General features: G+C 64.6%; 16 protein-coding genes. 4 read left to right on the plus strand and 12 right to left on the minus strand.

Features of this window, described 5'->3' with window-relative positions:
• Window positions 1-2 precede the first annotated feature (2 nt).
• From GR328_RS03805 to GR328_RS03855, 11 genes are all read right to left on the minus strand, one after another.
• The gene (locus tag GR328_RS03805; protein WP_160883192.1) at window positions 3-1,160 is read right to left on the minus strand and encodes an iron-containing alcohol dehydrogenase; all 1,158 of its coding nucleotides are present in this window, start codon (window positions 1,158-1,160) and stop codon (window positions 3-5) included.
• Between the two features lie 29 nt (window positions 1,161-1,189).
• Window positions 1,190-2,797, minus strand: coding sequence for a GMC family oxidoreductase (locus GR328_RS03810; protein WP_160883193.1), 1,608 nt, complete (start codon window positions 2,795-2,797; stop codon window positions 1,190-1,192).
• 46 nt (window positions 2,798-2,843) lie between these two features.
• A complete protein-coding gene (locus GR328_RS03815; protein ID WP_160883194.1) occupies window positions 2,844-4,232 on the minus strand; it encodes an FAD-binding oxidoreductase in 1,389 nt (462 codons plus the stop codon).
• Complete coding sequence (locus GR328_RS03820; RefSeq protein WP_160883195.1) at window positions 4,229-6,436, minus strand: alpha-ketoacid dehydrogenase subunit alpha/beta; 2,208 nt, start codon at window positions 6,434-6,436, stop codon at window positions 4,229-4,231. Before GR328_RS03820 ends, GR328_RS03815 begins: the two co-directional genes overlap by 4 nt.
• A gap of 10 nt (window positions 6,437-6,446) precedes the next feature.
• A complete protein-coding gene (locus tag GR328_RS03825; RefSeq protein ID WP_160883196.1) occupies window positions 6,447-7,214 on the minus strand; it encodes an SDR family NAD(P)-dependent oxidoreductase in 768 nt (255 codons plus the stop codon).
• On the minus strand, window positions 7,211-8,008 hold the full coding sequence (locus GR328_RS03830; protein ID WP_160883197.1) for a shikimate dehydrogenase family protein: 798 nt from the start codon (window positions 8,006-8,008) through the stop codon (window positions 7,211-7,213). Before GR328_RS03830 ends, GR328_RS03825 begins: the two co-directional genes overlap by 4 nt.
• A gap of 4 nt (window positions 8,009-8,012) precedes the next feature.
• Window positions 8,013-9,446 (minus strand): aldehyde dehydrogenase family protein, encoded by a 1,434-nt coding sequence (locus tag GR328_RS03835; RefSeq protein WP_160883198.1) that lies wholly within the window; start codon window positions 9,444-9,446, stop codon window positions 8,013-8,015.
• Between the two features lie 13 nt (window positions 9,447-9,459).
• On the minus strand, window positions 9,460-10,164 hold the full coding sequence (locus GR328_RS03840) for an ABC transporter ATP-binding protein (RefSeq protein WP_160883199.1): 705 nt from the start codon (window positions 10,162-10,164) through the stop codon (window positions 9,460-9,462).
• Window positions 10,148-11,968 (minus strand): branched-chain amino acid ABC transporter ATP-binding protein/permease, encoded by a 1,821-nt coding sequence (locus GR328_RS03845; protein WP_425487010.1) that lies wholly within the window; start codon window positions 11,966-11,968, stop codon window positions 10,148-10,150. The genes GR328_RS03840 and GR328_RS03845 overlap by 17 nt, the downstream gene beginning before the upstream one ends.
• Window positions 11,969-11,986: 18 nt before the next feature.
• Window positions 11,987-12,859, minus strand: coding sequence for a branched-chain amino acid ABC transporter permease (locus tag GR328_RS27130; RefSeq protein WP_160883201.1), 873 nt, complete (start codon window positions 12,857-12,859; stop codon window positions 11,987-11,989).
• A 94-nt stretch (window positions 12,860-12,953) separates the two neighbouring features.
• Window positions 12,954-14,168, minus strand: a complete 1,215-nt coding sequence (locus tag GR328_RS03855; RefSeq protein ID WP_160883202.1) for an ABC transporter substrate-binding protein — start codon at window positions 14,166-14,168, stop codon at window positions 12,954-12,956.
• A gap of 210 nt (window positions 14,169-14,378) precedes the next feature.
• Between GR328_RS03855 and GR328_RS03860 the strand changes: the two genes are divergently transcribed.
• The 4 genes from GR328_RS03860 to GR328_RS03875 are packed head-to-tail and all read left to right on the plus strand — an operon-like array spanning window position 14,379 to window position 17,664.
• On the plus strand, window positions 14,379-15,380 hold the full coding sequence (locus tag GR328_RS03860; protein ID WP_160883203.1) for an NAD(P)H-quinone oxidoreductase: 1,002 nt from the start codon (window positions 14,379-14,381) through the stop codon (window positions 15,378-15,380).
• On the plus strand, window positions 15,377-16,147 hold the full coding sequence (locus GR328_RS03865) for an SDR family oxidoreductase (RefSeq protein WP_160883204.1): 771 nt from the start codon (window positions 15,377-15,379) through the stop codon (window positions 16,145-16,147). Before GR328_RS03860 ends, GR328_RS03865 begins: the two co-directional genes overlap by 4 nt.
• 18 nt (window positions 16,148-16,165) lie before the next feature.
• Window positions 16,166-16,906 (plus strand): SDR family NAD(P)-dependent oxidoreductase, encoded by a 741-nt coding sequence (locus GR328_RS03870; protein WP_160883205.1) that lies wholly within the window; start codon window positions 16,166-16,168, stop codon window positions 16,904-16,906.
• A 5-nt stretch (window positions 16,907-16,911) separates the two neighbouring features.
• Window positions 16,912-17,664: a FadR/GntR family transcriptional regulator gene (locus GR328_RS03875; protein ID WP_160883206.1), complete on the plus strand. Its 753-nt coding sequence runs from the start codon at window positions 16,912-16,914 to the stop codon at window positions 17,662-17,664.
• 281 nt (window positions 17,665-17,945) lie between these two features.
• On the opposite strand, the gene GR328_RS03880 is transcribed toward GR328_RS03875, so the two are convergent.
• The gene (locus GR328_RS03880; RefSeq protein ID WP_160883207.1) at window positions 17,946-18,239 is read right to left on the minus strand and encodes a hypothetical protein; all 294 of its coding nucleotides are present in this window, start codon (window positions 18,237-18,239) and stop codon (window positions 17,946-17,948) included.
• Between the last annotated feature and the right edge of the window lie 154 nt (window positions 18,240-18,393).

The raw sequence follows: 18,393 nt of genomic DNA on the forward strand, positions 1-18,393 counted from the left end.
GGCTACAGAACGGCCTGGTAGATGCTCACGACCTCGTCGAAGTTCATGTTCCTGGGATTGTTCGCCAGAAGCCTCTGGATACCGACGGTGACCTCCTTCGCCATGTCGGGAATGTCGGCACCGGTCACTCCCATCTGGCTGAGGCGTGTTTCCAACCCGACCGATGCGACGAGTTGCTCCAGCTCGGCGACGAAGGCTTCGGCTGCCTCGGCGTCGCTGGCAAAGCGGCGGTCCGGCAGCAGACAGGCGGCCAGCTCGGCATAGGCCTTCTCTGCAACCGGCATGTTGAAGCGGAACACCGGGCTCATGACCAGGGCATTGCTGTGGCCGTGCGGCACATGGAAGCGTGCACCGAGAGGATAGGACAAGGCATGCACGGCTGCCACCGATGCATTGACGAAGGCCATGCCGGCCAGCATCGAGCCCTGCAGCATGGCGGAACGGGCCTCGATGTCGGAACCATCCGCGACGACACGGCGGATATTGGCTCCGAGCAACTGCAGTCCCTTCATCGCAAGGGCGTCCGAGACGACGTTCTTGCGCGTGCGGCTGGTATAGGCCTCGATGGCGTGAACCATGGCATCGAGCGCGGTGGCGGCAGTGACGCGCGGCGGCATGCCCAGGGTCAGCTCGGCATCCAGCAACGCCACATCGGGCAGGAGCTGCGGAGAATAGATCGCCTTCTTCTCATTGGCGTCGCTGGTCACCACGGAAACCCAGGTCACCTCCGACCCGGTACCGGCGGTCGTCGGCACCTGGATCAGCGGCAAGCGGCGGCCGCGCGCCAGATCCGTTCCGTACAGTTCCTCGATCTTCTGATCCGAACGAACCAGCAGAGCAACCAATTTCGCCGTGTCCAGCGAGCTGCCGCCCCCAAGGCCGATCACGCCATCCGCCTCGAAGGCGCGGGCAGCCTCTACGGCGGAGCGCACCACATGGACCGGTGGGTCGGCCTGCACCTGATCGAACACGGCTGCGCCGATGCCCGCCGCCTTCAGGGACGCGACGGCGCGATGCCCAAAGCCGCACGCCGCAATGCCCGCATCGCAGATCACGATGGCGCGGCCGACGCCAAGCCCCGTCATGAGCTCGCCCAGGCGGCTCAAGCCTCCGGTCTCGCAGATGGCGCGGGGCGTAGTCTGAAAGGTGAAGTCGTTCATTGCGGATCCTCCCTGTTCATGGGCAGCGTTCACGAAACCTTCTCGCGGGCATCCGCTTGAACGAGATCGCTGCCCTTTTCGGCGATCATCATGACCGCCGCTGCCGTGTTGGCCGAGACCATGGCCGGCATGACGGATGCATCGACGATGCGCAGCCCCTCAAGACCGTGGACCCTCAGGCGCTCATCCACCACGGCGCGCGGACTCTTGCCCATGCTGCATGTGCCGATGGCGTGATAAATCGTCTGGCCGTTGCGCCTTGCGAAGTCGAGCCATTCGTCGTCGGTGTTCACGTTGGATCCCGGGTTCATCTCGTAGGCGCGATACCGGTCCATGGCGGGCTGCTCGATGATCCGCCGCGCGATACGCATGCCGCCGATCAGGGATTCCTGGTCGGTCCGGGCGGACAGGAAATTCGGACGGATCGCCGGCGGGGCCATCGGATCCGGGGACTTGATGTGGATCGATCCGCGGGATTCCGGACGCAGCTGCGTGACGCCGATCGTCATGCCGGGCTCGCGATCGAGCTTGCGCTCGCCGGCATTCGCATAGCTCGCATGCATGAAGAAGTACTGCACATCGGGCGTTTCCAGCTCCGGGCGCGTCTTGACGAAGCCGTGCGCGAGGCCGGTCCCGTAGGTGAGGATCCCCTTTCGGGTCAGGAAGTACTGACCGACGGCGAGGCCGAGTCGCCATCCTCGCGTCAATTCGTTGAGCGTGACCGGAAGTTTCACGCGCCAGTTCATGCGCGTGGCAAAGTGGTCGATGTAGTTGTTGCCCACACCCGGCAGGGCATGGAACACCGGAATGCCGGCCGACGCCAGCGTCCCGGGATCCCCGACGCCCGACAATTCGAGCAGATGCGGGGTCTGCACGGCCCCGGCTGCAAGGATCACCTCGGCCCGCGCCCTCACCTCTCGCTCCTCGTTGCCGATCCGGTATCTCACACCGACGGCGCGACGCCCTTCGAAATTGATACGGGTGACATGAGCGAGGGTCTGGACCTTCAGGTTCGGCCGCGACAGGGCCGGACGAAGATAAGCGTCCGCCGCGCTCCAGCGCCGTCCCTTGTGCTGGTTGACCTGATAATAGCCGAAGCCTTCCTGGCTCGCCCCGTTGTAGTCGGGATTGCGCGGGAAGCCTGCCTGCTTCGCCGCCTCGATGAAGGCCTCCGAGATCGGCGGACGTTCGGCGACGCGAACGATGTGGAGCGGCCCGCTTCCACCCCGCAGCTCGCTTTCGCCGTCCTCGAACGCCTCGAGCCTTTTGAAATAAGGGAGAACGTCCTGGAAGCTCCAACCGGTGGCTCCCATCTGCGCCCAAAGATCGTAATCCTGTGCTTGCCCACGCACGAAGATCATGCCGTTGATCAGCGTCGACCCGCCGAGCCCCTTGCCGCGCGGCACCACGATGGTTCGGTTGTAGACGTTTTCCTCGGGCTCCGTCTGAAAGCGCCAGTTGTACTTCGCATTCGTCAGGAGCTTGCTGAATCCTGCGGGAATGGAAATCCAGAACCCGCTGTCGGTGCCGCCGGCCTCGAGCATGAGCACGCTGTTCTTGGAATTGGCCGTCAGCCGGTTCGCCAGCACGCAGCCGGCCGTCCCACCGCCGACGATGATGTAGTCAAAGGATTCCATGACGATATTCTTTCATAAACTCTGGCGGCCGCGGTCGAGGCGATCTTCAGGGGGAAAGCACCTTGCCCGGGTTCAGCAATCCTCCCGGATCGAGCGTGCGCTTGAGCTTGCGGGCCAACGTCATTTCGGCACCGGAGCGATAGCGGACCAGCTCGCCGACGCGATATTGACCGATCCCGTGCTCCGCCGAGATGCTCCCGCCATGGGCGGCCACCGCGTCATGGACGATGCGGTTGACGATCGCCGCGTCATGGCCTTCATCGACGAGCACATTGTAATGGATGTTGCCGTCGCCGAGATGACCGAAGGCGTTCACCCGTGTTCCGGGAACTCCGGCGGCGAGAGTCTTCCCGGCCTCTGCGAGAAAGCGCGGCACGGCGGTGAGAGGCACCGACACGTCGTGCTTGACGCTCTTGCCCTCACGCGCCTCGGATTCCGTCACGTGCTCCCGCAGGGCCCAGAGTTGCGCAGCCTGTGCTCCCGATTCGGCGATGACGCCGTCGAGGGCGATCTCGCGCTCGAAGGCTGCGCCGAGCATCGTCTCGGCAGCCTCGCGCAGACCTGCAAGGCTGGAGGCCGCCTCGATCAGCACGAACCACTCACCCTCGGCAATGGGCGCCTTCAGCCCCGCATGCTTCGCCACGAGCTGCAGGGATGTTCCGGAAATCAGCTCGAAGGCCGAGATCTGATCACCCAGGTCGTCCTGAGCCAACGCGAGAAGCCGCAGGGCCGCATCGGGATCGGTGACGGACAGCAGGGCGGTCACAGAGTGCTTGGGACGCGGTACCAGACGCAGCACGGCCGCCGTCACGATCCCCAGCGTGCCTTCGCTGCCGATGAAGAGCTGCTTCCAGTCGTAGCCGGCATTGTCCTTGCGCAGGCGGCGCAGCCCGTTTGCGAGCGTTCCGTCGGGGAGCACGACTTCGAGGCCGAGCACGAGATTTCGTGTCATGCCATAGCGCAGCACGTTCACGCCGCCGGCGTTGGCGGCAACGACGCCGCCAATGGTCGCCGAGCCCTCCGCCGCGAGGCTGATCGGCAGCAGGCGCCCGACCGCAGCCGCCGCGTCCTGCGCAACCTTCAGAATGCAGCCGGCCTCGGCTTCGATGGTCATGCCGACGGCGTCGAGCTCACGGACGGCCGCCATCCGGGTGAGAGACAGGACGATCTGCGTGCCCGAGGCATCCGGTACCGCGCCGCCGGCCAGCCCTGTGTTTCCGCCCTGCGGAACGATGGAAGCGCCTGCCTCGCGGCAGATATGCACGATCCGCACCACCTGGTCCGTCGATGATGGCCGAACGACACAGGCGGGCCGACCCGGGAAGAGTTTGCGCCAGTCGACTGCGTAAGGCTCGAGGTCGGGCCCTTCAGTAATGACTGCGGACGGGCCGAGCGCCTCTGCCAGCCGTGCCGGGAGATCCGATGGAATGCTCATCTCAACGCCTCGTCGAGGAGTGTGCCGTCGAGGGGCGCGCCCTTGGCCTCCATGGCGAGGGCCAGCCCGTGGGCAACCTCGCGACTGCCTGCGAATGCCGCGCGCTCGAGGACCTTCGAAATGGTCGGGGAAGCCTCACGGCCGTGAACCCTTTGAACCGGCTGGTCGAGCCAGTCCATGTAGCGGCGCTGAATTTCGTCGGCGAGCATCGTGCCGTAGGACGTGCCGACCGATCCCTGCTCGACGAGGATCACGTTGTTGGTCCGGCGGATGCTGGCCCCGATGGTGTCCCAATCGAGGGAGGCCCGGTCGAGGGAGCGCAGATCGATCACTTCCGCATCGACGCCCAGGCGCTCGACGGCTTCGAGGCTGCGCGTCACCATCGCCGAATAGGTCAGCACCGTCAGGTCGCGGCCGGGGCGAGCGACGCGGGCCCTGCCCAGAGGGATGACGTAGTCGAGATCCTCGGCCGGGATGGCGCCCACCGCCTGGTAGAGGTCGACATGTTCGATCACCAGGATGGGATCGCGGCAGCGGAGGGCCGCGTTCATCAGCCCAACGTAATCGTGCGGTGTCGAGGGAGCCACGATGCGCCAGCCGGGCGACGTCGCGAAGATTCCGGCGGGATCGAGGGAGTGCTGCGATCCGTAGCCGGTACCCATGGCGATCTTGGTGCGGAGCACGAGCGGCATATCGGCGTCGCCGCCGAACATGTGGCGGGCCTTGCCGATCTGATTGAATACCTGATCTGCGGCGACCCACATGAAATCGGGATACATGAACTCGATGATGGGTCGATAGCGGCCATCCATCGCGAGCCCGCCGGCGACGCCCGTGAAGGCCGCCTCGCTGATCGGCGTTCCGAGAACGCGCCCGGGATAGACATCGGCAAGCCCCCGGGTCGCGCCGTTGGTGCCGCCTTTCAGCCGGTGGATGTCCTCTCCCATAATGACGAGGGAATCGTCGGTCTCGAATCGCCGGTGCAGGACATCGGCGATCGCATCCACGAACTTCCGCTCCTTCGTCGGGCCCCGATAGGCATCGGCCTCAATGATCCTGGCCTGATCCCAGTCGGGAAGGTCTCCCCTGATGCCGACATCGACGAAGGCGGCGTCGGGCCACAGGTCGGGACGGATGCGCCGCGAATTGCCGTGCGGCTCCACAAGCCGTTCCGCCAAGCGGGACATGACGGTCTTGCACCGGTCGCGCAGGTCGGAAGCCTCCGCCTCGTCGAGAAGGCCGCGCCTTATCATCTCGTCCGCCGTCCGCTTGAGCGGATCGCGGGCGCGCCAGGACGCCTCCTCCTCCTTGGTGCGGTAACCGAAGGCGGAGCCCGGCAGCGGCCCGTTCTGGTGGAAGAAACGATAGACCTCGGCCTCGATCAGGGCGGGGCCTTTGCCGCTCCGGCACAAGGCCAGCGCTTCCTGGGTCGCGAGGTGGACCGCCAGGGGGTCCATGCCGTCGACCCGCCATGACGGGATTCCGAAACCGCATCCACGGCCCGACAGGCGAGCCTCCCGCGTGACCTCGTCGACCTTGGTCGCAACGGCATAGAGGTTGTTCTCGACGAAGAAGATCATCGGCAGCGACCAGGCGGCAGCGAGATTCATCGTCTCCAGAGCCGAGCCGATGTTGATGGCGCCATCCCCGAAATAGGTGACAGCGACATCCCCCGTTCCGGCGAGTTTGTGCGCCATTGCGGCGCCTGCCGCCAGAGGCACTCCGCCGCCGACAATGGCATTGGTCCCGAGCGCTCCGGCTTCGGCCCAGCGCAGGTGCATGGAGCCGCCACGTCCGTGCCCGAAACCGGGCTCGAGTCCGAGGATCTCGGCCAGCGTCCGGTGCAACACCTCCTCGACTTCGGACGGGAACTCCGCCTTGGGATCGAGCTTCGGCGCCACGTAAGCGAGCGCCTTGGCGAGGAACTGGTGGTGTCCGCGATGCGAGCCGTTTACCTGATCGCTCGTCCGGAGGCCGACGATGGAGCCTGCCGCACCTCCCTCCTGACCGATGGAGGAATGGGCCGGACCATGCACAAGCCCCTCCCCGGCAAGATCCAGAACGGTTTCCTCGAAGGCCCGGATGAGGTGCATCTGGGTCAGCATATCGCCGAGCAGCGCAGGATCGGCCGCGTTCCAGTCCTTCAGGGTGGTGCGAAGTTCGACCCAGGGGGCTGCAGGGGCAAGCCTCGTCCGTCCGGGCATGACAGCTCTCCTATATGTACCCGTAGGCGGTCCAGCCGCCATCGACCCCGACGACCTGACCCGTCATGGGTCCGGACGCATCCGAGGCCAGGAACGCCGCGACTTCGGCGACTTCGTGGGTTTCGATGAGACGTCCCATCGGCGTGCGCCTCTCCAGCGCACCGAGATCGAGCCGCCCACGCGCCTGCAGGTCCTCGAGGAAGGGCGTGCGGACATAGCCCGGCGCAATGGCATTCACGCGGATTCCATGGCGTGCCCACTCCACGGCGAGCGCCTTCGCCATGGCGGAGACGCCGCTCTTTGAGACGACATAACCCAGCCGTTCGGGCGCAGCGACCACGCCGTAGATGGAAGATGTCAGGACGATGCTCCCCCGCCCGAGCGGAACCATCCGGCGGCCCGCCTCGTGAACCGTGAGAAAGACGCCGTCGAGGTTTACGCTCATCACACGCCGCCAGCCCTCGAAATCGAGGTCGAGGGTGGGGCAGTTCTGAGAGATTCCGGCATTGGCGAGCACGATGTCGACGGGACCAAAGCGCCTCTCGGCGAGATCGAAGGCCGCCTTCACGTCGGCGGGTTCCGTCACGTTGCCGAAGGCGACAGCCGCGTTCTCGAGATCGCGGACAGCCGCTTCGGCATGTGGATCCTGGTCCAGCACGACGACGCGGGTGCCTCGTTCCGCGAAGGTCCGTGTCATTGCGAGGCCGATACCGGAGGCTCCGCCCGTGATCAGGGCGCAGCGCCCATCGAGACCTTTCACGGGCGGGCGGGCGGTCATGGACGCATCTCCATGAACTCTGCCATCAGTTCCAGCTGGCATGCGAGCATGGGCCTGCCCGGATGGGTCCGGCAGCCCCGCTCCCTGGCAGCTGCCATCAGCGCCGTGACCTCGGGCTGCATGATGATCTCCGCCACCGTCTGATCCGGCGTGAGACGGGTCACATCGAGAGGAAGAGGATCGCCTTCCTTGAGTCCGAGGGAGGTTGCATTGACGACGATCTCATGCCCTGACGGATCGCCGGTTCCAATCTCCACCGGAACGGAGGGATGATTCTCGGCAAGGCGCTGCCTCAGGTCCTCGCTCTTGCTTAGTGTGCGGTTTGCGATGGTGAGCAGCGACACGCCGGCTTCCGCCAGGGCGAACGCAATGGCATTGGCTGCTCCGCCCGCGCCGGCGAGATAGATGCGACGCCCGCGCGGCTCGATGCCGTTCTCCCGCAAGCCCGCGACGAATCCGGCTCCGTCCAGCATCTCCCCCACAAGGCGGCCATCGGCCTCGCGGCGCACCGTGTTGACGGCCCCGATCGCCCTCGCCTGCTTGCTGACGTCGTCACAGAGATCGACGATCGCTGTCTTGTGCGGGACTGTGACGACGAACCCCTTGAGGTTGCGCATCGCCTTGAGTCCTGAGACCAGGGCCGTGAGATCGTCCGCTCCCACATGGAACGGGATGAGAACGCCATCGACGCCGCGCTCTTGCATGAGCGAGTTGAGAGCCTGAGGCGTCTTCACGTGGTGGATGGGGTCGGCAAGAATGCCCCAGATCGCCGTTCGTCCCGTAATCTCTGTCATCGCATCACCCGAGCGTGTAGGCGACCTTCACCGCCGTATAGAACTCGCGCGCGTAGGCACCCTGCTCGCGCGGCCCGTAGGAGGATCCCTTCCGACCGCCGAACGGCGTGTGATAGTCCACACCCGCGGTCGGCAGGTTCACCATCACCATGCCGGCGGCCGAGCGCTTCTTGAAATCGCTGGCGTATTTCAGGGATGTCGTGCAGATCCCCGAGGAGAGGCCGAACTCGGTGTCGTTGGCGACCGTGACCGCCTCCTCGTAGTCGCGCACGCGAATTACCGTAGCGACGGGACCGAAGATCTCTTCGCGGTTGACCCGCATGCTGTTGGTGGTCTCGGTCAGAAGCGCCGGAGCCATGTAGTAACCGGGTGTCTCCCGATTGAGGATCTCGCCCCCGGTCACGAGTTTCGCACCCTCGTTGCGGCCGATGTCAACATAGCCCAGATCCTGCTCGAGCTGGGAACGGCTCACCACCGGGCCGATGTCGGTTCCCGCCTTGAGCGCGTCATCCACCTTCAGGCCGGCCACGCGTTCTCTCAGAGCTTCGACGAAACGATCGTGAATTCCTTCTTGAACGATCAGACGCGAGGAGGCGGTGCACCGTTGCCCGGTGGAGAAGAATGCTCCGTTGACGGCGCATTCGACGGCGACCTTCAGGTCTGCATCATCGAGTACGACCAGAGGGTTCTTGCCGCCCATTTCGAGCTGGATTTTGGCGCCTCTGGCCACGAGGTCGCCCGCGAGACGGCGCCCGACCGGTACGGAACCCGTGAAGCTCACGGCCCTCACTAGCGGCGACCTGACGATGGCGTTGCCGACCTGCGAGCCCGGGCCCATCACCAGGTTGAAAACGCCATCCGGAAGGCCCGCCCGCGAGATGATCTCTGACAGGGCCCAGGCGGAGCCCGGAACGAGGTCCGCCGGCTTGAACACCACGGTGTTGCCATAGGCCAGCGCCGGCGCGATCTTCCAGGCCGGAATGGCGATCGGGAAGTTCCAGGGCGTGATGAGACCGACCACGCCCTCGGGTTCGCGGACGATCTCGACATCCACGCCTGCCCTCACCGACGCCAGCCGGTCGCCTGTGAGGCGCAGAGCCTCGCCTGCGAAGAATTTGAAGACGCGACCGGCGCGCACGACCTCGCCCACTCCTTCCGGCAGGGTCTTGCCCTCTTCGCGCGAGAGGAGACGCCCGATTTCGTCCTTCCGGGCCAGGAGCTCGGTACCGATGCGGTCGAGGGCATCGGCCCTGGTCTCGGGGCTTGACGCGGCCCAGGCGGGGAACGCGGCATGAGCGGACGCGATGGCCGCCTCGGTCTGGGCCGCGTCCGCCGATGCGTATTCGCCCACCACGTCATCCAGATTCGACGGGTTGATGTTGCGGTTCGTTGTGGTGCTCTCCACCCACTCGCCGCCGATGTAGTTCCGGTGCAACATGTCGGTCCCGTTTTCAGATTCCAAGATAGGCAGTCTTGATGTGCGGATCGGCCAACAGGCCTGCTCCGGTGTTTTGCATGGCGATACGGCCGTTCTCGATCACGTAGGCGCGTTCGGCGATCTTGAGCGCATGGAAGGCCTTCTGCTCGACCAGGAGCACGGTGGTGCCCATCTGGCAGATGCGGTCGACCACATCGAACATCTGCTGCACGATGAGAGGCGCGAGGCCGAGCGAGGGTTCATCGAGCATGAGGAGCTTGGGAGCGGCCATGAGTCCGCGCGCGATGGCGACCATCTGCTGCTCGCCTCCCGACAGCGAACCCGCCAGCTGATCGAGTCTCTCCCTGACCCGAGGGAAGATGTCGAGAACCTCTTCGAAGCGCTTGGAGGCCCCTTCCCGCGCATTGGGGTGGTAGCAACCCATCATCACGTTGTCGCGCACGGTCATGACCGGGAAGAGCTGCCGCGCCTCGGGAACCATGACGAGTCCGCGTCCGACGATGTCGGCAGGGTCGCGCCTGTCGATTCTTTCACCGTCGAAAACGATTTCTCCGCTTGTCGGCTTCACCAGGCCCGAGATCGTCCGCAGCAGCGTGGTCTTGCCCGCGCCGTTCGAGCCGATGATGGTCACGACCTCGCCGCGCCCGACCTCGATCGTGATATCCTGAAGGATGACCGTACGGCCGTAGCCCGCCGTTACATTAGATACCTTGAGCATCGACGAAATCCTCTCCGAGATAGGCCTCGATCACTCGACGATCCTTCACCACGTCCTGCGGGTTGCCTTCGGCAATGACCCGACCGGAGTCGATCACCACGATCCGATCCGACAGGCTCATGATGGCCTGCATGTTATGCTCGATCGCGATCACAGTGACGCCGGTATCGCGGATGGCGCGGATGAGATTGACCATCTTCTGCGTGTCGGTCTGGCTCTGGCCCGCCATCACCTCGTCGAGGAGAAGGATCGAGGGCTCCGTCGCCAGGGTTCGGGCGACCTCCAGGCGCTTCAGACCGCCGATGGGAAGGTTGCGGGCCTCCAGATCCTTGATGTCCTCAAGCCCCACCAGACGAGCGACGCGGAGCGCTGCCGCCCGTGCATCCTCCACTTTCGGATGGCGCATGAAAGCGCCGACCATGATGTTCTCAAGAACGGTCAGCTTGCCGAAGGGCTGCACGATCTGGAAGGTGCGTCCCACACCGAGACGGGCGAACTCGTCGGCGGAGGCCGGGCTCGTCATCGCCCCATCCGGTCCGACGATGCCGATCGTACCGGCAGTCGGCTTCAGGAAGCCGGATATCTGGCTGAAGAGGGTCGTCTTGCCGGCCCCGTTCGGACCGATGATACCCAGGATCTCGCCGCGCTTGAGCGTGATCGATACGTTGTCGGTCGCCGTCAGGCCGCCGAATTTCATGACGAGATTGCGCGCTTCCAGGATCGGCTTGCCCGTTTCGCCCGTAATCTGGCGCAGCGCCGGAGCCACCCGGTCCTCCCGCTGGCGTCCGCCGCCCGGAAGCCTGTCGACGAGCTTCATGAAGCGAGGCCCGAAGGTTCCGACGAGACCGGCCGGCAGCGTCAGGGTGATGATGATCAGGACCGTGCCGTAGACGAACCCGTGAAGGCCGTTGGCGGAGGCACCAAGCCAGCCGCGGGCCAGCTCCGCGATCGGAACCACCAGAACCGTGCCGAGCAGGGGGCCGAACACGGTCCCCAATCCACCGATGAGGGCGAACATAGCGATCTCGATGGAGGTCGCTAGCGAGAACATCGTCGCGGGCTCGAGGAACGTCATGTACATGGCGTGGAATGAGCCAACGAGCGAGGTGAGCGCCGCCGAGATCATCACGGCCTTGAGCTTCACGCCGGTGTTGTTGACGCCTGCGGCCAGGGCCGCATCCTCACGCTCGCGCACGGCGGTCAGGTAGAAGCCCAACCGCGAGTTGCGGATGGCCCAGGAGACGATCAGCGTCAGCAGAAGTAGGCCGAAGGCGATATAGAGATAGTTGATCTTGTTCTCGAAGATCATCCATGCCCAGCCGAGATTGAGCGGAACGATGAGTCCCGCCGCGCCGCCGGTCAGGCCGTTGAAGTGAATGGACAGGAGGCGCACGACCTCCAGGAACGCAATGGTCGCGAGGGAGAAGAACGGCCCGCGCAGGCGGAAGCAGGGATATCCAATTCCGATGCCGACCAGCACCGACAAGGCCGCCCCCGCCCACATGCCCAGCCAGGGACTCAGGCCGACATGCTGGATCAGGAGGGCTGTCGTGTAGGCTCCGATGCCGTAGAACACCGTGTGGCCGAGTGACAACTGGCCTGCATATCCGCCGACGATGTTCCAGGCCGTCGACAACGCGCCGAAGATGCAAATCGTCACGAAGACGTGGACCACGAACGTCGAGTCGATCAGCACCGGCACGATGAGAAGCATCGAGAGGGCGATGAGCGCGCAGTAGACACGGGGGTTCGTGAGGCGGGACAGCAAGCCCGCGTTTCGCTGACTCGTCTCCGCTGGGGCAATGACTTTAGCGGTCATGGATCACTCCGTGCCTCGGCCGAACCCGAAGAGGCCCGTCGGCTTGAAGATCAGGATGAGGATGAAGATCGCGAAATAGACGACCTCCTTGAGGTCCGGCGCGATGTAGTAGCCGGAGAGGCTGTCCACGATGCCGATGATCAGGGCGCCCACGAAGGCCCCGTAGATGCTGCGCATGCCACCCAGCACCACGATCACGAAGGCCGTGAGCACGAAGTATGTTCCGATCGTCGGAGTGACCGGATAGAGCGGGATCAGGAGTGCACTCGCCAGGCCGACGCAGGCTGCGCCGAGGCCGAAGGTGATGACGTAGATCCGGTCGACCCTGACCCCCATGAGCAGGGCCGCGTTCCGGTTCTGAGCCGTGGCGCGGATCGCCCGCCCGAGGGCTGTCGTCTGCATGAAGAAGTGCAGCCCGGCCACGAGGGCGACGGCGCAAGCGAACATGATGATCTGGCCGACCAGCATGGTGTATCCGCCCGCGGAAACGGCCTGCCGTGCGCTCGGAACGGTCAGTGAGTAAAGATCCGCGCCGAAGACCAGGAGCGCGAGATTCACGAGAGCGGTCGATAATCCGACCGTTGCGAAAATCTGGATGTGCTCGTCAGCGCCAAGAAGCGGCTGGATGACGAAGCGCTGCACCAGCGCTCCGAACACGAACAGAAGGATGACGACCGGAACGATCGAAACATAGGGGTTCAGCCCCAGGTGAGCTCCAAGGAGGTAGACGGCATACATGCCGATCATCAGGAACTCGCCATGGGCGAAATTGACGACCCGGACGATTCCGAAGATCAGGGTGAGGCCGACGCTGATGATGGCATACATGCTGCCGAGCAGAATGCCATTGAGTAATAGCTGTATGAGGACGTCCATCGACGGGCTCCGGGACGCAGACAGGAAAAGCGAGGGGACGTTAAAGACGGCCCCCGGGGCGCGCTGCCCCGGAGGTCGCAAGCGCTGCATGGGGTCAGTTCGTGCCGACGCCGGTCTTCATCTTGGCCACGGCGGCTTCCGGCGGGAACACGGTCACGAGCTCGCCGCCCTGCCATTGCATGAGGAACGGGCTGACGCGGGTATTCTGACCCTTCTCGTCGAACTTCACGCCCCAGCCGGTCGCCGTCTTGCCCATCGGGATGTCGACCTTCAGGAGGGCCTCGCGGATGCTGTCGGCCTTCAGGTCCTTGGAGGCGGCCATGGCGTCGAGGAAGACGTTCGCGCCCATGTAGTTCGTGAGGCTGTGGCCGGAACGCGGCGGGATGCCGTACTTCGCCTGGTACTTCTTCACGAATTCGTCGATGCCGGGAGCGGCCTGGGGATTCGTACGATATTGCGGGAAGTCGACGTTGAGCGCGCCTTCGATGTTCTCGTTGCCGACGGCCTGCGCCGTGTCACGAGTGGAGTAGCCGCCGCCGGCGCCGATCACGGCCTTCGGCTTGAAGCCCTGGTCCTTCATCTGGCGGAAGAAAAGAACCGTATCGTTCTGGTACGACGTCTGCAGGACCACGTCGACATTCGCCGACTTGAGGCGCAGGATCACCGGCGTCAGGTCAACCGACTTCGCGGAATAGGGTAGCGTTTCGACGACGTTCAGGCCCTTTTCCTTGGCGCGCGCCTGCTGGAAGCTCGACACGGTCTGGCCGTAGAGGGAATCCTCGTGGATGATGCCGATCTTGAGGTCCTTCGGCTGAACGTTGAGAGCAGGAGCCACGGCCTCGATAACCGAATCCACCATCCGGTTGGCGAAATCCTTGGAGGTCGGGTTCGTGCGGAAGACGTATTTCAGGCCGCGCTCCGTGATGGGATCGGAGATCGCACCGAGCTCGAAATACGGAACGCCGGCCAGCTGCGCGACCTGCGTCGCGGCAAGCGCCAGCGAGGACGAGTAGGTTCCGAAGATCACCGAGACCTTATCGACCGAGGTCAGGCGGCGCGCCTCGCCGACGGCCTGGTTGGGATCGACCGCGTCGCCGCGAACCAGTTCAATCTTCTTGCCGTTGAGGCCGCCTGCAGCGTTGCGCTCTTCGACAGCGATCTCAAGGCCACGGAAGCTCTCATCGCCCAGAAGGGCAAGGCCACCAGAAAAGGGGTAAAGCGCTCCGACCTTGACGGTCTGCTGAGCGTAGGCCTGAGACGCGCTCAGCGCCAACCCGGCGGCCAGAGCCGCCTTCATCAATAACTTCATCGTTTCCTCCCTGAAGCCTCCTGTTCCCGGCGGCTTCTTCCGAGCAGCGCCGACGGCACGGCACGACCGGCCCTGTTCGTTCGGCGAGGGAGATTGTGCAGATAACCAAGTTGCCTGACAAGTAGGAAATTGCTAATCCTTAGGTCGAGCAGGATGGACGGGACCAACCGCCCACAGGAAGCTGCCCCACAGCAGGAGGAAACTCGCATAATGGCTATTCCCGAGACCATGCGGCAAGTCCGCTTCGAAGGCGCAGGCGGACCGGAGGTCATTCGCCTGGAGACCGCACCGATTCCGCAGCCCGGTTCTGGCCAGGTGCTCATCGAGGTCGCAGCCGCCGGCGTCAATCGTCCAGACTGTCTCCAGCGGGCGGGAGGATACCCCCCTCCCCCTGGCGCAACGGACGTGCCGGGCCTCGAAGTCTCAGGGCGCATCGTCGCCGTCGGCGACGGCGTGAGCAGCCTCAGGGTGGGCGACGAAGTCTGCTCCCTGGTCGCAAGCGGCGGCTATGCGGAATATTGCGTAGCGGATGAAGCTCTCTGCCTTCCTGTTCCGGGACCCTTGTCATTGCTGGAAGCCGCCGGAGTCCCCGAGACCTACTTCACGGTTTACGACAACGTCTTCACCCGCGGTCGCCTCGCGGCAGGGGACACTCTCCTCGTGCACGGCGGATCGAGCGGGATCGGTTCCACGGCGATCCAGCTCGCCAAGCAGGCCGGAGCCATTGTCTACGCGACCGCAGGCTCGCCCGAGAAATGCGACTTCTGCCGCTCGCTCGGCGCCGACGTCGCGATCGACTACCGCTCGCAGGATTTCACCGAGGAGGTCAGGCGCCTCACCAGGGAACGTGGCGTCGACGTGATTCTGGACATGGTTGGCGGCCCCTACATCGCGCGCAACATCTCGGTGCTGGCGATCGAAGGCCGCCTGGTCCAGATCGCATTCCTGCAGTCGAGCAAGGTCGAGATCGACTTCATGCCCGTCATGCTGCGCCGCCTAACGATCACGGGCTCGACCTTGCGGCCGCGCTCTGTTGCGCTGAAGGCCGAGATCGCCGAGGCCTTGCGGCGGAACGTGTGGCCTCTTCTCGAGAAGGGGGCCGTCCGCCCCGTGATCCACGCAACCTTCCCGCTGGAGCAGGCCCGCGAGGCCCACGAGCTGATGGAGTCGAGCGCGCACCAGGGGAAGATCATGCTGGAGATCCGCAAATGAGTTCGCATGCCGGTTGCGTCGCTCTGATCACCGGTGCCGGCCGCGGCATCGGGCGAGCCGTTGCGGATGCTCACGCAGCTGCAGGCGCCCGCGTCGCCTATGTCGATCACGACCTTGCCCTCGCGGAGGACGCTGCATCGGCGGCCCGCCAACGCGGTTACGAGGCGATGGCTCTTTCAGCCGATGTTGCGGACGAGGAGGCGGTCGCCCTCGCCTGCCGCCGTGCGGCGGAAGCGCTCGGGACCATCGACATCCTCGTCAACAATGCCGGCATCTCGCCCAAGACGGGACCGGATGGAAAGCGGGCGAACGCATGGGAGATGAGTCCTGCGGAATGGCGGCGCGTCATCGACGTCAACCTTACGGGAGCATTCAACGGCATGCGTGCCGTCGTGCCGGGCATGCGCGAGATCGGCCGAGGCCGCATCGTCAGCATGTCGTCGGTGGCGGGAAGGACCTATTGCGACATCGTCGGCGTCCATTATGCCGCCTCCAAGGCAGCTCTGATCGGCTTCACGAAGCATCTGGCAGGGGAGCTCGGCCCCTACGGCATCACGATCAATGCCGTCGCTCCGGGCCGCATCGATACGCCCCTGGTGCGCGGAACCGCTCCGGAAGCCAATGAGGCGGCGCGTCTCGCGACTCCGCTGCGCCGGCTCGGAAGCCCCGAGGACGTTGCCAACATGTGCCTGTTCCTCACCTCCGATGCTGCCGCCTTCGTGACCGGACAAGTCTGTGACGTGGCAGGCGGCTGGCTGATGACCTGAGGAGGTCGCTGACGGACCATGTTGGATTTCAACGGCAAGACCCTTTTCCTCACCGGAGCGAACGGCAGCATCAGCCGCGCGATCGCGCGGCTCTTCTTCGATCTCGGCGCGTCCTGCGTGCTGACGGATCTCGACGAGGCCGGCGTCCAGAGCTTCGCTCGCGAGCTCGACCCGGCGGGCCGACGCGCGGTGGGGCTTCGGCAGGACGCCGCCAGTTCCAGCGATGCGGATGGCGCTCTGGCTGTCGCTAGGGACAAGTTCGGCACCATCGACTGTGTCGTCACCAGCGCGGGCCTCTACCGGGACCAGATGGTCCATGACATGACCGACGAGCAATGGCGGCAATCGATCGACGTCAATCTCTCGGGCGTGTTCTATACCTGCCGCGCCGCCATTCCGCTCCTGGCCGACGGCGCCGCGATCGTGAACATCGCGTCCATGGCCGGACATAAGGGCAGCTACATGCACTCGCATTACGCGGCCGCCAAGGGGGCCGTGCTGACGTTCTCGCGTTCGCTCGCCCTCGAGCTTGCACCGCGTGTCCGAGTGAACGCGGTTTCGCCGGGCCTCATCGAGGGGCCGATGGTGCAGCCGCTTCTCCGCGCACGCGGCCCGGCGCTGATCGAACAAACCCCGCTCAAACGCCTCGGTACGCCTGAGGAGGTTGCGCGCACTGTCGCCTTCCTGTGCTCGGACTGGGCCAGCTTCATCACAGGCGAAACCGTGCACGTGAACGGCGGCCTCTACATAGGAAGCTGAGAACGATGAGCAGAACGGCCAAACCACCGGAGCAGCGCTCGACGGCACCATCCCGGGACATCATCGGGCGGGGGCCGTCCCTGGCCGATACGCTGGCCCTGCGCCTGAAGGACGAGATCGTCTCGGGCCGTCTGCGTCCCGGCGAGAAGCTGGCGACGGAGCAACAGATTTCCGAAACCTACGGTGTCAGCCGCCCCACGGTCCGCGAGGCGATCGGGCGCCTGAAGCACGACGGGCTGGTGATCACCCGTCAAGGCGCCGGCGCATTCGTTGCCGATCCAGGCGCCGTCTCGGTCTTCCGCCTCGACATCGCAGATTTTTCGAACAGAGAGGAAATCCGCAATATCGTCGAACTCCTCATGGCGGTCGAGGCAACCGCCACCGAGCACGCCGCCGTGCGCAGGACGAAGGGGGAACTGAAGGCCATCGAGGCTCAGTTGCGCGCCATGCAGGCGGCGGTGGATCGCGGAGAAACGGGCGTCGACGAGGACGTTGCCTTTCATCGATCCATTGTCGAGGCGACTGGCAACCCCTTCTTCCGGGACTTGTCCGATTTTCTCGACCGGCGCGTGCGCAACTTCATTCGCACGGCTCGTTCGAACACGGCGCGCATTGGAGGCATGGCACAGGCTGTTCAAGCCGAGCACCAAGCCATCTTTGACGCGATCGTCAGAAAGGACGCCGCAGCAGCGCGCGCCGCCGCCGAAAATCATCTGCGGAACGCGGCGTCCAGGCTTGCCCTCTATCTCGAACGATAGGCGCTTGAGTGGCGAAGCTCATCCCTTGCCAGAGGGGCGCTCTCTCGGCTCATGCCGATCAGGGGACCGTCGGTCGCATCGGGTTGAGGAAAGGGGGCAATGTTAGCGATCTCGTTCCTGGCGTATCGCTCTCGCATCTCGATTCCGGCAGGTTCGTCACCCGCGTCGACACGCCGCCTACACCAATCTAGCCTCACCCGCCTTCCGCCATGGCTCGACAGACGAGGCTCGTGCTCCTTCCGGGGAGGAGAGCATTCCCCTCCACGGCGCGCGGGTCGTGATCAATGATCGTCCTCCGGGAGCGATCCCTGGAACTGCGCACGCAATTCCTCCGCCGCTTCTTGGAGAGGCAGGCGTATTTCCTGATGACGGGAAACGATGCTCTGCCTGACGAACTCCTTGAGGTCCTCCTCAGCGCCGCTCTTGTCCAGTCTTTCCAGTTCGCGAGCCGTTCGCGCGTCCATGCACTCCAGAGCGTTCAAGAGATCATGAAATCTCTCCTTAGTCTCTGGCGCAATCACGGGCGAATAGGTGCTCGCCTCGTTCTTCGCTCGCAGCTTTGCACTATATTTCATGGCGTTCCCTGTAGAGTTATAGGCTGATGGAACACGCCTATATGGACCGGGTAATATTTGGGCACGCTTCGCGATTGGCGGCAATGCTGTCCTGACATGCTACTACTTCATGGTTATTCCATGAGGAGGCCGACTTCTGCGCTCCGCGACCGGG

It is taken from the genome of Microvirga makkahensis, from assembly GCF_009830105.1.
GTDB classification, from domain to species: Bacteria; Pseudomonadota; Alphaproteobacteria; order Rhizobiales; family Beijerinckiaceae; genus Microvirga; species Microvirga makkahensis.

Coding starts and splice junctions, on each gene's coding strand:
- GR328_RS03805 (WP_160883192.1), bottom strand. CDS start 1,160: ATGAACGACTTCACCTTTCAGACTACGCCCCGCGCCATCTGCGAGACC.
- GR328_RS03810 (WP_160883193.1), bottom strand. CDS start 2,797: ATGGAATCCTTTGACTACATCATCGTCGGCGGTGGGACGGCCGGCTGC.
- GR328_RS03815 (WP_160883194.1), bottom strand. CDS start 4,232: ATGAGCATTCCATCGGATCTCCCGGCACGGCTGGCAGAGGCGCTCGGC.
- GR328_RS03820 (WP_160883195.1), bottom strand. CDS start 6,436: ATGCCCGGACGGACGAGGCTTGCCCCTGCAGCCCCCTGGGTCGAACTT.
- GR328_RS03825 (WP_160883196.1), bottom strand. CDS start 7,214: ATGACCGCCCGCCCGCCCGTGAAAGGTCTCGATGGGCGCTGCGCCCTG.
- GR328_RS03830 (WP_160883197.1), bottom strand. CDS start 8,008: ATGACAGAGATTACGGGACGAACGGCGATCTGGGGCATTCTTGCCGAC.
- GR328_RS03835 (WP_160883198.1), bottom strand. CDS start 9,446: ATGTTGCACCGGAACTACATCGGCGGCGAGTGGGTGGAGAGCACCACA.
- GR328_RS03840 (WP_160883199.1), bottom strand. CDS start 10,164: ATGCTCAAGGTATCTAATGTAACGGCGGGCTACGGCCGTACGGTCATC.
- GR328_RS27130 (WP_160883201.1), bottom strand. CDS start 12,859: ATGGACGTCCTCATACAGCTATTACTCAATGGCATTCTGCTCGGCAGC.
- GR328_RS03855 (WP_160883202.1), bottom strand. CDS start 14,168: ATGAAGTTATTGATGAAGGCGGCTCTGGCCGCCGGGTTGGCGCTGAGC.
- GR328_RS03860 (WP_160883203.1), top strand. CDS start 14,379: ATGGCTATTCCCGAGACCATGCGGCAAGTCCGCTTCGAAGGCGCAGGC.
- GR328_RS03865 (WP_160883204.1), top strand. CDS start 15,377: ATGAGTTCGCATGCCGGTTGCGTCGCTCTGATCACCGGTGCCGGCCGC.
- GR328_RS03870 (WP_160883205.1), top strand. CDS start 16,166: ATGTTGGATTTCAACGGCAAGACCCTTTTCCTCACCGGAGCGAACGGC.
- GR328_RS03875 (WP_160883206.1), top strand. CDS start 16,912: ATGAGCAGAACGGCCAAACCACCGGAGCAGCGCTCGACGGCACCATCC.
- GR328_RS03880 (WP_160883207.1), bottom strand. CDS start 18,239: ATGAAATATAGTGCAAAGCTGCGAGCGAAGAACGAGGCGAGCACCTAT.